This is a genomic window from Microcoleus sp. PH2017_08_TRC_O_A, from assembly GCF_020738665.1.
Lineage (GTDB): Bacteria > Cyanobacteriota > Cyanobacteriia > Cyanobacteriales > Microcoleaceae > Microcoleus.
The window spans coordinates 49409-64699 of record NZ_JAEQCE010000007.1 but is presented as its reverse complement, the minus strand read 5'-3'; the positions used below and the strand labels follow the sequence as shown (position 1 = coordinate 64699).

Sequence of the window (15291 nt, the reverse complement as noted above, 5' to 3'; positions counted from 1 at the left end):
ATCTTGACTCCAGGCAAGTCTAATATATAGTCTAAATAAAAGTCCATGACAGTAAATGTATTGTTTGTTACATTATACACCATAAAGTCAGGAGAGCCGATTTGTTCTTGAAAACTGTCAAACTCGAAGCGGGGGATTTGCCACCAGTCTTGGATGTGGAAACTACAGGCGGTTTGAGTGGGGACGAATTGTGCGATCGCGCGACAACTTGGCTCGAAGCAGTGGAAAAAGCCACCTCGATGCGACCAATTATCTACACCTACCCCGGTTTCTGGGACAACCTCGGGACACGGCGGTTGGCAGATTACCCGCTGTGGATTGCTCACTATACCAGTGCCGAAGAACCTTGGGTACCCGGTGGCTGGAAGACTTGGACTTTTTGGCAGTACAGCGACACTAGCACTGTGTCGGGTGTCTCGGGCAATGTAGATGCCAATATTTTTGAAAGCGTCCGAGAAGGCGCCGTAAATTATAAAGTTGCAGACATCCAGAAGCAATTAAGAAGTAAAGGCTTCTATCAAGGCGCGATGGATGGCAAATTTGGAACCTCTACCACAGCCGCCCTCATCTCGTTTCAGAAATCTCAAGGCCTCAATGCAGACGGCATGGCAGGCATCAAAACTTGGGCCGCGTTGATGAGAAAATCTCCCAAAGTAATTGTCCCCCCTACAGCGCCAACACCAACTCCGATACCAACTCCGACACCAATTCCGACACCAATTCCAGTACCAGCCGCGCGGCTGACTGAGCTCTTGTCATCTTACCAAGCTAGTGCTGCTCAAGATACTGCCTTGATTTGGCTGCAAACTCAAGTTTCTACCTCTGTTTTAGGGGAATTTGCTCAAAAGTGGCGGACAACTGCCACACCGGGCGACACTAATTTGCGATTGATAGATGTCAGCAAATTTTATCGCGGTTTGGCAGAACAAGACCAAGCTTTAGATTGGCTGCAAAAACAAATTTCGCCGGCTGTTATTGCCGAGTTCGCACAAAAGTGGCGCGCTCAATCGACTGTCCCAAATTCTACAATTCGGCTGATAGATGCCTGCAAATTTTATCGCGCTGCACCTAATCAAAACCAGGCTTTAGATTGGCTGGAAAAACAAGTCTCGCCAGCAACTCTATCGGAGTTTCTGCGCCGATGGCAGAATGCCAAATGATTTGAGATTAATTCCACAAAAGATGAATTTGGTTTTAATGCAATACCGTTTACTGATATAGCGCCCTGGGGGTAAAATCCGATGAGAAATAGATACTGCGAAGGCGCGTGCCTGCCCGTTGGCGAAGCCGCCCTGAAAGGGCTAGGGCTTATGCTTCGTTCCTCTCTTCGGACTATCTTAAGTAAACCGTATTTGGTTTTAATGTTCTGAAATTATGTAAATCCTAGATTGCTGGCAGATGTAACCGACGATGCAACGCAGATGTATTTCAAGATAGTTTCCGAATGAGTGCAAGAAGTCTCTTTGAGAATTAACTCGACTCAAATCTCCCCTTCTCCCCCTCTCCCCTTCTCCCCCTCTCCATCGAACATAACAGACAATCTAGGCGCTACAGCTTACTCTCATCTTTGACGGTAAGAGAATTATCTGATAAAGTTATAGCCAATATCAACGTTTTTTAATTTTATTCACAAAAATCCAGGGCAGTGGCGAGTTTGTGCCAGCGTCAAGTATAGCGCCTGCAATCAAATCACCCCCGATCGCGCTTTTAAATCTTTTAAATTTTAAAACCGAGCGGGCAGCCTGTAACAATCATATCTATGGAAATCCCCTTTAACATCACCCTGTTGATGGTCATGACCGTCACCTGTGGTATCAGCGCTCAAGTTCTGGCCGCTTATCTGAAAGTTCCGGCGATCGTATTTTTGCTGCTATTCGGTATTTTAGCAGGCCCGGATTGCCTCGGACTGTTGCACCCCAATCTGTTGGGCAGCGGTTTAGAAGTTATGGTGTCTCTTTCAGTAGCCTTAATTCTGTTTGAAGGCGGCTTGAATTTGGAATTGCGAGATTTAGGCAAAGTTTCCGGTAGCATTCGCAATTTAGTTACTTTCGGCACTTTAATTACGCTCATTGGCGGCGGAATGGCAGCACACTGGTTGGGGGAATTTCCCTGGCCGATCGCATTTCTGTATGCTTCCCTAGTCGTCGTCACAGGCCCGACAGTCATTGGCCCGTTGCTCAAACAAGTATCCGTTGACAAACAAGTCGCCGCCTTGCTAGAAGCCGAAGGCGTTTTAATCGATCCAGTCGGAGCAATTTTGGCGGTATTGGTACTGAATATTATCTTAAACGGCAATGCTGATTTATTGGTCTTGTTCCGAGATTTAATCGTTCGCCTTTTAGTTGGCGCAGTCGTCGGAGTTGCCGGAGGGTGGCTGCTAGGATTCATTCTCAAGCGATCGCAATTTCTCTCAGAAGACTTGAAAAACCTAGTAGTTTTAGCAGGTTTGTGGGGATTGTTCGGCTTATCAGAAGAACTCCGCAGCGAATCAGGACTGATGGCAACAGTCCTCTCCGGCATCGTCCTCAGAGCGGCTGCTGTGCCGGAAGAACGGCTGCTCAGGAGGTTCAAAGGTCAACTCACAGTCCTCGCCATCTCCGTCCTGTTCGTGTTGCTGGCGGCCGATTTATCCCTCGCTAGTGTAGTTGCGCTCGGTTGGGGAAGTTTGTTTACAGTTTTAGCCTTAATGTGGGTAGTGCGGCCGATCAATGTGTGGCTGTGCACTTGGAACAGCGGCCTGAACTGGCGGCAAAAATTATTTGCTTGCTGGGTAGCGCCGAGGGGAATTGTCTCAGCGTCGATCGCCTCTTTATTTGCCATCTTGCTCACCCAGCGCGGCATCAACGGCGGCGACTCAATTAAAGCCTTAGTTTTCCTGACAATTATTATGACTGTTTTCGTACAAGGGCTGACAGCGGGATGGATAGCTCAACTGTTAGGAGTCACCTCAAAATCAGCAACAGGTGCAGCAATTGTCGGGTCAAATCCTTTAAGCAGATTAATTGCTCGCTTATTTCAAGAACGCGGAGAATCAGTCGCAATTATCGACACCAATCCGGAAGCTTGCGCGCAAGCAGAAAGAGAAGGTTTGCGAGTATTTTTGAGTAGCGCTCTCGACCATAGCGTGTTAGAAGAAGCCGGACTCGATTCGATGGGAACATTTTTGGCAATGACTAACAACGGCGAGGTAAACTTAGTATTAGCTCAGCGAGCAGCCGAGGAGTTTGCACCGCCGAGGGTTTTGGCATTATTCCCCAAAGACCCGCAAGCAAATGCGCCTGCAAATAATAGTAAAATTAATCAAGCCTTTGTCTCGGATTTGTCGCTGAAGGATTGGAACGAATATTTGACCGACAGCGAAGTAAAATTAGGGGAAACCGAGTTAAACAGCGAGGGATTGCAATTTCAGATTGCTCACTTGCAAGCTTTGGTGCAAGCCGGGGAGTTGGCGCCGCTGCTACTTGAAAGACAAGGATACTTGCAAGTTGTGTCGGCAACAGAGATTTGGCAAGCGGGCGATCGCATTATTTATTTGCTCTACGATCCTACACCAAAATTGTTAAAAAGATTGTCCGGTTCGTCCAACTCTCGCTTGACTTTGGAAAAGCATCAGGTAGTTGAAGAAGTGCCGATTCCTGCTCCGGTTTTAGAGAATGTTTTGGAGGAATCTATAATTGAAAAGGAAGCAGAAGTTTTGCTACCACCTGTTTCGCGGTAGGGACAGAGAGGGAGAAGAAGAGAGAGGGAGAACAGGAGAGAGGGAGAAGGGGAAAGAGGGAGAAGGGGAAAGAGGGAGAGGATTGTTGATATGCGATCGAAATACACAATTTGGCGGTACGGGAGGTTGACTTTTTTGTACAGATTCCGACTGCACTCTTTGCTGTGCCACTCTCATCGCGGAATCCCACAAATTTTTGTTGCGGACTCTTTCATCCGGGTCGATAATTCCTGCATCTTTCAATACCTCTGTCAGCAATTTCCACAAATGATAAGCAACGTATCGCCCTAAGTAGCATATTTGATAGTTCCGCGCGATCGCATAATTATTCTTGATTTCTTGGTATGTCAAACCATTTAAAACTCCTTGAATAATTTCTCGCTGTAAGCCGTTCAATGGTTCGCCTCTCTTTTCCTTTACCAGGTTATCTAGAATGTTTGTAGCTGATTCTGCATTCATAAAGTTACGCGGTAAGTTGACAGTTGACAGTTGACAGTTGACAGTTGACAGTTGACAGTTGACAGTTGACAGTTGACAGTTGACAGTTGACAGTTGATTTAGGATTACTTAAATCTTAAGCAACCCAGATGGGAAATTCATTCGTTCTACCCGCAGAGTTGATGAGGTATGAGGTGCAAGATTAATTGCGGGAAGGTGCAAGGTAGGTGAATGTGTAGGATAGGATATTTTATGTCTATGTGGTACACACAATCTGGCGATCGCCAATCCACAAAAAACGCGATCGCACATTTCTCTCAAATTCGATCGCCCTGAAACCGACGGAAAATTTGTCTGCTTTGTGGCACGGCCCGCCGGGGGTTGAAACCCCCGTCTCATATCAATTCCGGTTGCACGACCTATGATATAGAGGAGACGGCAGTGCCGTGTCCCTACCCCAGATTTATTGTAGGGACACGGCACTGCCGTCTCCTAATTTCGGCTACTAATAATTCCGATGCTAACGGATTTGATATAACGGACTAACCAATCAAATTCGATCGCACATCCACAAAAAACCCGATCGCACATTTAAATAGGATTTGGGATGAGTTTCTTAGGAGAATTATTATTCAGCCTCCCCAATCAAAGTAAATGCCGCCCAATTTCGCGGCTGGGGATGAGTTTTCATCGTGGTTAGCATTGCCTGCCGTAAAGCCTGTGCTTTGTCGGGATTACTTTGCAAGTTTCGATAAAATGCCTGCATCAATTCGGATGTCGGCGCATCAGGAACCGCCCATAAAGAAACAATTGCACTCGGCACTCCTGCCGAAATCAAAGCACGCGATAAGCCAATCACTCCATCCCCGGTAATTCTGCCTTCTCCAGTGTTGCAGGCACTTAAAACAACTAATACCATTTTTCTAAAGATCCGATAGAGATCGAACACGACAAGACATTGTAATTTATACACTTTCCCTGTTTGCCAAAGTCTGTCATAACTTAAAAAAAATGGTATAACATCCGTAGTTTGAGCAACAACCGGGAGTAAGGAACCCCACGCTTAAAAGCGGGGGCTTTTGGAAAGTCCGGCTCGTTTCGAGCGGTTCGAGAAGAAAGCCCGAACCTTACCAGAGACAGGATTAGACCTACGTTTTTAGAGTCATGATACCGGAAAATCCGTCGCTAGTTTTCCGCTCTATCGCTAAAAGTTAAACAGGCTTAACGGGGTTAAACCAGTGCTTTTGGCATAACAAGCTCATAAAACATTCAAGGGAGCGAACTTTACCCAGCAATGGAGGACTTTATGTCTAATTTTGTTTTTGTACTTGATAGTCACAAGCAACCGCTCAATCCAATCCGCCCAGGAATGGCTCGTAAATTGCTAACCACTGGCAAAGCTGCTGTTTTCAAAAGATATCCATTCACGATAATACTCAAGGTAGAGATAACAGCACCCCAGGAACCAATCACTCTTAAATTAGACCCTGGCTCCAAAACCACGGGAATTGCATTAGTCCAAGGAAAAAATGTAATCTTTGGTGCAGAACTAACTCACCGAGGTCAATCAATTAAAGCCAGTTTGGAGTCTCGCCGTTCACTGCGTAGAGGCAGGAGAAGTCGCCATACTCGTTATCGAAAAGCAAGATTTCTAAATAGAACTCGTTCTAAAGGATGGCTGGCTCCAAGCCTACAACATCGTGTTGAAACAACCCTGACATGGGTAACTAGATTAATGAAGGTCGCCCCCATTAGTTTCATTGTTCAAGAACTTGTGCGATTCGACTTACAACAACTAGAAAATCCAGAGATTAGTGGATTAGAATACCAGCAAGGCATTTTATGTGGTTACGAAATCCGCGAATATTTGCTGAATAAATGGGACAGAAAATGCGCGTATTGTGGAGTTGCTGATACACCATTACAAATCGAGCATATTCATCCCAAAGCAAAAGGCGGTTCTGATCGTATTTCTAATCTTTGCCTTGCTTGCGAGAATTGTAATACTCGGAAGGGAACTCAAGACATTGAGCAATTCCTCTCCAAGAAGCCAGATGTTTTGAAGAAGATTCTATCTCAAGCAAAACGTCCTTTAAAAGACGCAACAGTAGTTAATTCAACTCGCTGGGCGTTATTTAACCGACTCCGCATGACTGGCTTACCAGTTTCTACTGGCAGTGGTGGCTTGACAAAATTCAATCGCACTCGTTTGCAGCTACCTAAATCCCACTGGTTAGATGCTGCTTGTGTAGGCAAAGTCGAAGAATTGAAAGTGCTAACTTTTCAACCGCTGCTAATCAAGGCAACAGGACACGGTACGCGACAGATGTGCGGCACAAATAAGTTTGGCTTCCCAATTCGTCACAAGTCGAGAAAGCAAATTCATTTCGGTTTTCAAACTGGCGATATTATCAACGCGACAGTCACCGCAGGCAAAAAAGTCGGATCTTATGTAGGACGAATCCTTTGCCGTGCATCCGGTTCGTTCGATATCGCCACAATGAAGGGAAGAGTAGCAGGAATTAGTCACAAATATTGCCAATCTATTCACAAAAAAGATGGCTATTCCTATGGAGTTTAATTCAAGGCGACTGAAGTCGCAGCCGCTTTCCTCCCCATGTCTAAAGCCAGGGGCTTCTCGCTCGTTTTTTGGTGAAAAATGCGGAGGAATGTAAAAAACAACAGATAAAAAGCAAAAGGCGAGGGGAAACAGGAAGCCCGATCGCACCTCACAATTGAATTTAAACAGTTTTAGCGAGAAAGGCTGCATGGGATTTTAGGGTTTGGGTTGCGGGAGTTGGCGTTGTTGTTCGATCGCTCTTATTTGCTTCAATCGATCGCTCCAATCTTTCAAAGGTTGGGCTTCCGAATTAGCCAGAGAATCTAGCAATTCCAGCACAGCCGCTTGATTTTGAGAAGTCTCAGAGGCTTTGCGCGCTTCGGCGATCGCGTCATACCACAGCCCAGCCTTGGCATACAAGTCGATCCGCTGTTGGGGAGTTGGCGCGGCTGCAAGTTGAGTTTGCAACGATTCAGCAGGCTGCACCACTTGGATTTCTGCCGTCGCCACCACATTCCGCGAAGGAACATTCCGATCGCACAGCAACGCCCCACTGATAGGATTGCCCGATCGACAGTGGAGGCAGATTTGCCGGCAAAGCAACGGACATGATTCCTGGCTGACTCTCCATCTCGGTTCTGTAGAGTAGTTGGCCCGATCGAGTAAACAGCCTCAATTGCAACGGACGAGAAGTGCGATCGGGTACAAACCAGGTAAAAGTCGGATGCCCAGAAATCGTCTGTCCCATATGGCTAAACGGCACTAAGGCAGTTAATACCGCCGCTGAATCACCTTCACAACTGCCGCCGCGAGTGGTATTCGTGCCCGTTTCTTTCGGTTTAGAAGGGTTTGGAGGAGGAGTATATTTTGCCAGGGCTGCGATCGGAATCCAGAACGAAACACTCAGGATTAAACTCGCAATTCCCGCAGAGTAAATGGTTCGACGCTTCAATCCGTGAGTCATCATCTGAATCCTCTCTGTAACTATTTTCTACGGTAATCGACAATACACAAACATAATAGAGGACTGCCCGCAAACAAGACTTGCGGGAAGGTGCAAAGCATTGTTAAAGCGCGATCGCCCCTTCATATAAAGCTATAATCTCGTTAAAGCGCAGATTTTCAATGTCTGTCCACTCCCTTCTGGCAGAAACAAACATGATTACGACTCTCAGTAGGCCGTCCTCACTCATTCATGAAATTCAGATTGAAAAGGTGGGAGATTGGACGCTATTCAAATTCACTGAATCTCTTCAACTCCGAATGGAAAGCCTGCTAGAAAAAAAGAAGGCGGATCAACTCACTCCAGATGAAGTTACACAACTAGACGCGATCGGAGAGTTAGATCGGATTTTTACCTATATCAACGCTATGCTTGCTGCCCAAAATGCCAATCAGTGATGCAGCCAAACAAGCCATACGCAAAAGAGCCAGCTATTTGTGTGAATACTGTCATTCGCCAGAACGCCTGAGCGCAAATCGGTTCACATTTGATCATATTATCCCAAAATCTTTGGGTGGCCCCGACGAAATAGATAATCTTGCACTTGCCTGTCGTCGCTGTAATGAGAGACGGTATAACTTTGTGGCTGGAGTCGATCCAGAAACCCAGGAAATTGTCCCTATTTTCAATCCTCGTCAGCAGAAGTGGGAGGAACATTTTGTTTGGCTAGACAACGGAGTTGTGATTCAAGGGATTACACCCATCGGTCGAGCAACCTGCATCCGCCTTGATTTAAACGATACACGCTATCCAGATGATGATTCTATCCGAGCAACCAGACGATTTTGGATTCAAACGGGGTTGCATCCTCCAGCAAGCGATCTATCCTAGATTTTGAAGACCCGCACCCACGATCGCTTCTCGAAAATCACCAGAACCACCGCCGTTTGGCTGACCAACTTAACTCGCACACGGTTCCCTTCGGTACATTTTGATAGCGCCGAAACGTTCCACCTAATTGTTTAGCTAAATTGTTTGCCAATTGCGTTCCTAATCCTGAAGATTGAATGTTAGTGTTTGAATCTTGAATTGTCGCTTCTATTTCAGACAGTTTCCCATTGCCATTATCTACCACCCGAATTACTTGCCGATCGCCTTCTTGAGTGCAAATTACTGTCAACCGAGTGGTTTCAATCGCGTGTTTGCCGACATTGCAAAGCGCTTCTTCGAGAAAGCGGCAGAGTCCTCGTTTGTGTTCCAACCGCAGATGTTCGGTGTTCAAAGGATCGAACTGCACTATTTTGAATTTGATCGTTTGGAGGTAGGGCAGTTCTTGTTCGAGGGTGTTGGAATAGACTTTGTAGAGCAATTCATGCAACGGGGCTTGCAGGGCTAATTCGATCGCACTTCCCATGCGCAAATGAGGTCGATCGTCGATCGCATCTCGTTGCACTGAGCCGTAAACTGCCCGTAATTCTTGATTCAGGCGTTGCAACTCCGGTAGAAATAACGGCGGTGTGGCTTGTTCTTGAGCATTTCTCAAAATTCCCACCAAAGTTTGTAAAGGACCGCTGTGAATGGCATTAAACGTTTGCTCGATCGCAAATTGACGTTCCTCCAACCGCAGTCGTAGTTCCTGTTCGTGGCGATAAAATAACGCTGCCATCAAGCCAGCCCCATTCAACACCAGCACCAACAACACAGGCACGAGTGGCACCCACCACCCTAAAAGAATCAGCCAGTAACAGATCGCGATCGGACTGATACTAGCGACTAAGAACCCCAACAAAATTTTCCAGGGCGATTTCAAAAACCGTCCTAGACTTATTCCCAACAGTCCCCAGGCCACAATCCAAAGATATTCCCATGCGTCTGTCCAAGTATTAAGCAACGATCGGCGATCGAGCACCGCACTAACAATCTGGCTGGTGGCGTGGGCCTGGATTTCGACTCCGTAAATCCGTCCGGGATTGATACCTGCGATCGCACCTGAACTTGCCAAATCCTTCGCGCTAAAAGACATCATCCCAATCAGCACGATTTTGCCTCGAATCCAATCCGGGTTGACCTGTCCCGATTTGATTTGTGCCAGAGAAAGCACGCGAAACGGCTTTTGCCCAGTGCGAACATTCAGTAAAATCTGGTTGCCACCTGCATCGGCACCCACATATCCGCCAGAGTTTGACTGCACTCTGGTCAATTCAATGCTGCCAAAACGCATCGCGTCTCGATCGCGAATTCCATCGTCTAACTTAACTCCTTTAGTCTCTAAATAGTGTTTTGCCAATTGGATCGTGAACGAAAAACGGTAATCCTGCGGGGACTTGTGAGCGCCCAATAAACTACGGCGCTGATAGCCATCGGCATCCAGAACCGTATCTGCAAAGCCAACCTGTTCCGGTGGTAGCGCGGGCGGAGGTGTGACGATAAAGCCATTGCGATCGGGCAGCGCAATCTCCACTCCGATCGCATTCTTGCTGCTACGAAACACCGATGTTAGTTCAGCGTGGCCCGGTTCAACCGGAATATCGCGGACAATATCTAACCCGATCGCGATCGGTTGATAAGTCTGCAACCGTTTGAGTAAATCGGCAATATCGCGATCGGGAATCGGGTAAGTTCTGGCACGTTGAATATCTTCCTCAGTGATGCCGACAATTACAATCCTTTCATCCATTGGCTCAGGAGGACGTAGCAGCAGAAATCGATCGAACGCAACCAACTCCAAAAACTGAAGCGCACCGGTCAATCTAGCCATCATCACAGCGACAATCACCATCACCCCTGGAAGCGATCCGCGCCCCCAAGTCGCGAGCTTTGCTTTCACTGCTTGCCATCGATCGCGCTTCATATCATGTCGGGTTGCATCGGTATTGTTCAAATGTCCAAACAGTCAATCGATTTTAGATTTTAGATTTTAGATTTTAGATTTTAGATTTATTCCACGGATAAATCCGGGGGCTTTTATCATCAAGAAATGATTGGTTAGTAGTCAGTAGTTCGCCAACTGTCAACTGTCAACTGTCAACTCTCAACTGTCAATCAATCAATCCTTCTTCCCTAGCCCGCACTTCCGTTTGAATCCGCAGATTTTTGTCATCTTCGGGATACACTTCTAGCACATCTCGAATTTTAGTCCAGTAATACTGCACAGTGCGTTCGGAAACATTCATCCGTTTGGCGATCGCAATATCCTGCAAGCTCTCTTGAAAAGCAAATTGTAACACCTGCATCCAAGCGGGTTTGAGTTGCAGCCCATTGCGAATCTCTCTAGGTGTATAAATCCGCTCGTGCAGCGCCCAATCTACCATTGCCAGCAAGTCTTTCATCGGCTGACTTTTATCAACGACGGTGAATCCGCCCATATGATTATCGATCGACGGTTTCAGCCAGACTAAAGTCCGAACATGGGCACTCTGCACCACGATATTCAAATTTGGATACTTTTCCATCAACATTTTGAGGAGTTGAAGACCTGAATTTGCCTGAGCAGTTTCGCCGATCGACTCTGGCATCACCAAATCCACAATTACCAGATCCGGGGCGATCTGCGCTACTTGCTCAAGGGCTTCCTGAGCCGTTGGAGCTGTTAGAATATCTACTTCTGGATACTCCTGCTTCAGAATGTTAAGCGTGCCGCCTAACACCATCGCATGGTCATCCACGATCAAAAAGGTTCGTTTTTCAGGTTGAGGTAAAGTCTGGGACATAGTTCAATCTTTGCCGCACAACATCATCATTGGATTTTAGATTTTAGATTTTAGATTTTAGATTTGTGACAAGCGTTGAAACTAGGGGATTCAAACTGCTGAAATTCTCATTCAAAATTTGTACTGAGTGAGGTCGAAGTATCCCAAATCCAAAATCGTCTCGGTAATCTTCTTACCATAGAGTAATTACCGGGCATCCGTCCTGCATCTGTCCGCCAAATGTGGTTGTGGAAGTCAGCAACCAGAATTGCACTAAAGCGCAGTTCTGTTGATTATGTTCCAAAATCCGCACTTCATCCAAATTATTCATCTCTCTCCTCTGCGCTCTCTGTGGTTATATCATTCCCATACCACAATGATATTACGTACAGATAACTCGATCGGAGATTGGATTATATTTTCATCGTAATTCTCCCATAATTCTTGTGGAACAGGCCGGAGAGCCTGTTCTTAAAAGCACTTAAAAAAATTCCCTTATTTCAACATCAAAGCAACTTCCTTAGCAAAATAAGTCAAAATCAAATCGGCACCAGCCCGTTTGATACTCGTCAAAGTCTCCAAAATAATCCGTTTTTCATCAATCCAACCCAACTTTCCAGCAGCTTTGATCATTGCATATTCGCCACTGACATTATAAGCAGCAACAGGTAAATTAGTTGCTTCCCGCACTTGGCAGATAATATCGAGATAAGCCAAAGCAGGTTTTACCATCACAATATCTGCACCTTCTGCGATATCCAAAGCAACTTCTTTCAGCGCTTCTTTAGCATTAGCAGCATCCATTTGATAAGTCTTTTTGTCTCCAAATTTGGGGGCAGAATCGAGGGCATCCCGAAACGGGCCATAATAAGCAGAGGCATATTTTGCGGAATAAGCCAAAATTGCTGTATCGATGTATCCTGCGGCATCTAAGGCTTTGCGAATTGCACCAATTCTGCCGTCCATCATGTCGGAAGGTGCGACCATATCTGCACCAGTGGCGGCTTGAGAAACTGCCATTTTTACTAACACTTCAACAGTCGGATCGTTGAGAATTTTACCGCTTTCATCAACTAAACCATCGTGTCCGTGTGATGTGAAAGGGTCGAGGGCTACGTCGGTAATTACTACTATTTCGGGGATGTTTTGTTTAATGGCTTTGACTGTTTGTTGAACCAATCCTTCTGGATTATAGCTTTCAGTTCCGGTGTCGTCTTTTTTGGTTTCTGAGATTACTGGGAAAAGGGCGATCGCACATATCCCCAAATTCCAACATTCGGCGATTTCTGTTAGCAATAAATCCAGGGAAAAGCGATAACAACCAGGCATCGAAGCAATCTCAACTTTTTGCCCTTCTCCTTCCATCACAAACATCGGATAGATGAGATCGTCAACTGTCAGATGATTTTCCCGTACCATGCGACGCAAACCGGGGGTGCGACGCAGGCGGCGGGGACGAATGGCGATCGGGGAGGGATTTTGATTATTCTCGGTGGGAAGGGCGGACTCGACGTTATTTGCGGATGACATAGGAACTGGAGTTTATAGAGAATGATAATCATTATTATCGCAGTTCCGTCACCCAAATCTATATTTATTAGGAATTACCCAGCAATTTGAGCTAATGAAACCCTAGCCCTAGACTTAATTAAAGCTGGCACAATGCGCGAACTTGCCATCCTTGCACCGGAAAGATTTCGACCAACCGGCCCTACTTGCAAAGCGGCTAAACCACCCATAATAAATAACTCGCATCCTGGCCAACGCAAATACTCGTCCAAAACAGGCAATCCTTTAACTATTTTAGTTGGATAAGCTTCTAAAATTTCTGTCAGCAATGGTTCGGCTGTTACATCTAATTTTGTTCCTGTTGCTAACCAAATTCTATCAACGAATAGCTGATTTCCATCCTGACAGTAAACAGTCCATTGATTGTCATCCCATTTAACCTCAATAATTTGACATTCTGGGTGAAATTCAAGACACGAATCCCGCGAAATTCGACGCAATTGTGTCATAATTTCAGGAGTCATAGAGCCGCCGTTGCGAGCTTGTTGAATCATCTCCCACCGCTTCTCCCAGTCTGGTTCATTTTCAAAACCTTTGAGATATTTGGGCCCTAACCAACCCGGTTCGGCATCAAATAATTTTTCTTGTAACTTTCGTCTTGACATTAATATTACTTGGGCACCGCGCCCGATCGCACCTACTGCCAAATGTCCGCTAGTTAAACCGCCCCCAACGATTAAAATCCTTTCTCCCTGCAACTTTAATCCCTGCAAATTAACTTGATGGGAATGGCAAAGTTTGTCTGGTGGATAGGGCGTTTGAATTTGATTTGTCCACTCCGGTAGTTGGGGTTTACCGCCGCCTGTGGCGATCGCCACACGACGCGCAATCGCACTTTCTCCATCCTCAAACCAAAGCCGAAAACTCCGTTGTAACGGTTCAATCCGAGTTATTTTTGCCTTGATGACGCGATCGCCCAATTCCCATCTCTTAACCACATCGCCACAAAATTCCTTAAACAGCCGACTTCCTGGCAAATCGTAGGGCGCAAACAACTCGTTAGGGCGAGATTCGGCAAACCGTCGCAACTCAAAAGCATTGGGATCGGGATGGTGCACCGCAGGCGATCGCAAGTGTGGGATTTCCAAAGCTGCAAACTGCCTCTGCCACTGAGTTAGCCAGCCACCACTGGAGTCAAAAACCCAAAATTTGCCCCGCTTCTTCTGGCATTTTTGCAGCAAATGAGTAACCAGGGTTAAAGCGTGAGGCCCCGCCCCGACTACCGCTAAATCGATTTGCGATCGCGTAACACTGGTGATTTCCATTTCAGTTTAGATAAGATTTTTTACCGCAGAGGGCGCAGAGGGCGCAGAGGGAGGAAAGGAAAAGAGAGAAATATGGTAATCTAATATGACTCTCTTTTCTTTGTTCAGCCTGCAAATACGGAAGTTTTCGCAGACAATTCTAGCTAGTGAAAACTTGATTTGTGTGCGATTAAACTCATAAATTCTTGACGAGTTCTGGAATCTTCAGCAAACACGCCACGCATTGCTGAAGTCGCAGTCCAAGAACCTGGTTTTTGCACGCCACGCATTACCATACACATATGAGTTGCTTCAATTACAACTGCTACACCTTGAGGTTTTAGCAATCCTTGAAGTGCATCAGCAATTTGTGCAGTCAAGCGTTCTTGTACTTGCAATCTGCGGCCGTACATTTCACAAATTCGAGCGATTTTTGACAGCCCAATTACTTTGCCGTTGGGAATGTAAGCAACGTGTGCTTTGCCAATAATTGGCAGGATGTGATGTTCGCAGGAACTGAAAATATCAATGTCCCGCACTAATACCATTTCGTTAGCATTCTCTGTGAACACCGCTCCGTTGAGCAGTTCGTCGAGAGATTGACGATAACCTCCAGTTAGAAACTGCAAGGCTTTGACAACTCGTTTCGGTGTATCTCGTAACCCTTCACGGTCTGGGTCTTCTCCCAATCCTAGCAGCAATGTACGCACTGCTTGTCTCATTTCTTCATCTGAGACAGGGGGTTGAGATTGAGTAGGAATTGATGACACTACACCATTTGGAGAAGTCAGTTCTGGGCGAGTAGATAAAGTCATGCTTGCAGTTTGTGAGAATGTTTAACAGTCGGTATTGACTTTTGGTTGCTACCTGATTATAACAAGATTTACAAAATGTAATATTAAAATATTGAGATTTTTTTGGATGAGTTTTATCGATATAAATGTAAAATTTGCCGTTAGTATTTACACGATTTGTGAACAGCAAAAATTGCAACCACTAACGGCGAAATTAAATAGATATCTCCCCAAAAAATTGTCTTGAACAGGCAGGATGCCTGTTCCACACTAAATATTGTCGATACCTAATGTAAAATGTGTCGGCTAGAATCCTGGACGTGATACTTAGATTGA

14 protein-coding genes and 1 pseudogene are annotated in these 15291 nt (G+C 45.9%); 6 read left to right on the top strand and 9 right to left on the bottom strand.

Annotation, left to right across the window (positions count from 1 at the left end):
• The first annotated feature begins 101 nt into the window (after nucleotides 1-101).
• Both JGK22_RS03800 and JGK22_RS03795 read left to right on the top strand, forming a co-directional pair.
• The gene (locus tag JGK22_RS03800; RefSeq protein ID WP_293312368.1) at nucleotides 102-1160 is read left to right on the top strand and encodes a GH25 family lysozyme; all 1059 of its coding nucleotides are present in this window, start codon (nucleotides 102-104) and stop codon (nucleotides 1158-1160) included.
• Between the two features lie 599 nt (nucleotides 1161-1759).
• Nucleotides 1760-3718 (top strand): cation:proton antiporter, encoded by a 1959-nt coding sequence (locus tag JGK22_RS03795; RefSeq protein WP_293185830.1) that lies wholly within the window; start codon nucleotides 1760-1762, stop codon nucleotides 3716-3718.
• Here JGK22_RS03795 and JGK22_RS03790 read toward each other — a convergent pair.
• Complete coding sequence (locus JGK22_RS03790; RefSeq protein WP_293185831.1) at nucleotides 3698-4177, bottom strand: hypothetical protein; 480 nt, start codon at nucleotides 4175-4177, stop codon at nucleotides 3698-3700. The genes JGK22_RS03795 and JGK22_RS03790 overlap by 21 nt on opposite strands.
• A 239-nt stretch (nucleotides 4178-4416) precedes the next feature.
• On the opposite strand from JGK22_RS03790, the gene JGK22_RS03785 reads away from it, so the two are divergent.
• Nucleotides 4417-4581, top strand: a complete 165-nt coding sequence (locus JGK22_RS03785) for a hypothetical protein (RefSeq protein WP_293189362.1) — start codon at nucleotides 4417-4419, stop codon at nucleotides 4579-4581.
• Nucleotides 4582-4784: 203 nt separating this feature from the next.
• Here JGK22_RS03785 and JGK22_RS03780 read toward each other — a convergent pair whose 3' ends face one another.
• Nucleotides 4785-5174, bottom strand: coding sequence for a CHAT domain-containing protein (locus tag JGK22_RS03780; protein ID WP_293185833.1), 390 nt, complete (start codon nucleotides 5172-5174; stop codon nucleotides 4785-4787).
• A gap of 288 nt (nucleotides 5175-5462) precedes the next feature.
• Here JGK22_RS03780 and iscB point away from each other — a divergent pair, with 288 nt between their 5' ends.
• The gene (iscB, locus tag JGK22_RS03775) at nucleotides 5463-6737 is read left to right on the top strand and encodes an RNA-guided endonuclease IscB (protein ID WP_293194027.1); all 1275 of its coding nucleotides are present in this window, start codon (nucleotides 5463-5465) and stop codon (nucleotides 6735-6737) included.
• A 195-nt stretch (nucleotides 6738-6932) separates the two neighbouring features.
• Here the strand turns inward: iscB and JGK22_RS03770 are convergent.
• A pseudogene (locus JGK22_RS03770) lies at nucleotides 6933-7680 on the bottom strand (DUF928 domain-containing protein).
• A 161-nt stretch (nucleotides 7681-7841) separates the two neighbouring features.
• On the opposite strand from JGK22_RS03770, the gene JGK22_RS03765 reads away from it, so the two are divergent.
• Nucleotides 7842-8117: a hypothetical protein gene (locus tag JGK22_RS03765; protein ID WP_363319629.1), complete on the top strand. Its 276-nt coding sequence runs from the start codon at nucleotides 7842-7844 to the stop codon at nucleotides 8115-8117.
• Nucleotides 8104-8550, top strand: coding sequence for an HNH endonuclease (locus tag JGK22_RS03760; RefSeq protein ID WP_293270029.1), 447 nt, complete (start codon nucleotides 8104-8106; stop codon nucleotides 8548-8550). Before JGK22_RS03765 ends, JGK22_RS03760 begins: the two co-directional genes overlap by 14 nt.
• A gap of 37 nt (nucleotides 8551-8587) precedes the next feature.
• Here the strand turns inward: JGK22_RS03760 and JGK22_RS03755 are convergent, their stop codons facing one another.
• The 6 genes from JGK22_RS03755 to folE form a co-directional block, all read right to left on the bottom strand.
• Entirely contained in the window at nucleotides 8588-10510 is a 1923-nt protein-coding gene (locus JGK22_RS03755; RefSeq protein ID WP_293312366.1) for a CHASE2 domain-containing protein, read from the bottom strand.
• Nucleotides 10511-10697: 187 nt separating this feature from the next.
• Nucleotides 10698-11369 (bottom strand): response regulator transcription factor, encoded by a 672-nt coding sequence (locus JGK22_RS03750; protein WP_293204775.1) that lies wholly within the window; start codon nucleotides 11367-11369, stop codon nucleotides 10698-10700.
• A gap of 172 nt (nucleotides 11370-11541) precedes the next feature.
• Nucleotides 11542-11679: a hypothetical protein gene (locus JGK22_RS03745; protein ID WP_293204777.1), complete on the bottom strand. Its 138-nt coding sequence runs from the start codon at nucleotides 11677-11679 to the stop codon at nucleotides 11542-11544.
• Between the two features lie 164 nt (nucleotides 11680-11843).
• Entirely contained in the window at nucleotides 11844-12878 is a 1035-nt protein-coding gene (gene hemB / locus JGK22_RS03740) for a porphobilinogen synthase (RefSeq protein WP_293312364.1), read from the bottom strand.
• A 74-nt stretch (nucleotides 12879-12952) separates the two neighbouring features.
• Nucleotides 12953-14182: an FAD/NAD(P)-binding protein gene (locus JGK22_RS03735; protein ID WP_293312362.1), complete on the bottom strand. Its 1230-nt coding sequence runs from the start codon at nucleotides 14180-14182 to the stop codon at nucleotides 12953-12955.
• 143 nt (nucleotides 14183-14325) lie between these two features.
• Complete coding sequence (gene folE / locus JGK22_RS03730) at nucleotides 14326-14976, bottom strand: GTP cyclohydrolase I FolE (RefSeq protein WP_293153275.1); 651 nt, start codon at nucleotides 14974-14976, stop codon at nucleotides 14326-14328.
• Between the last annotated feature and the right edge of the window lie 315 nt (nucleotides 14977-15291).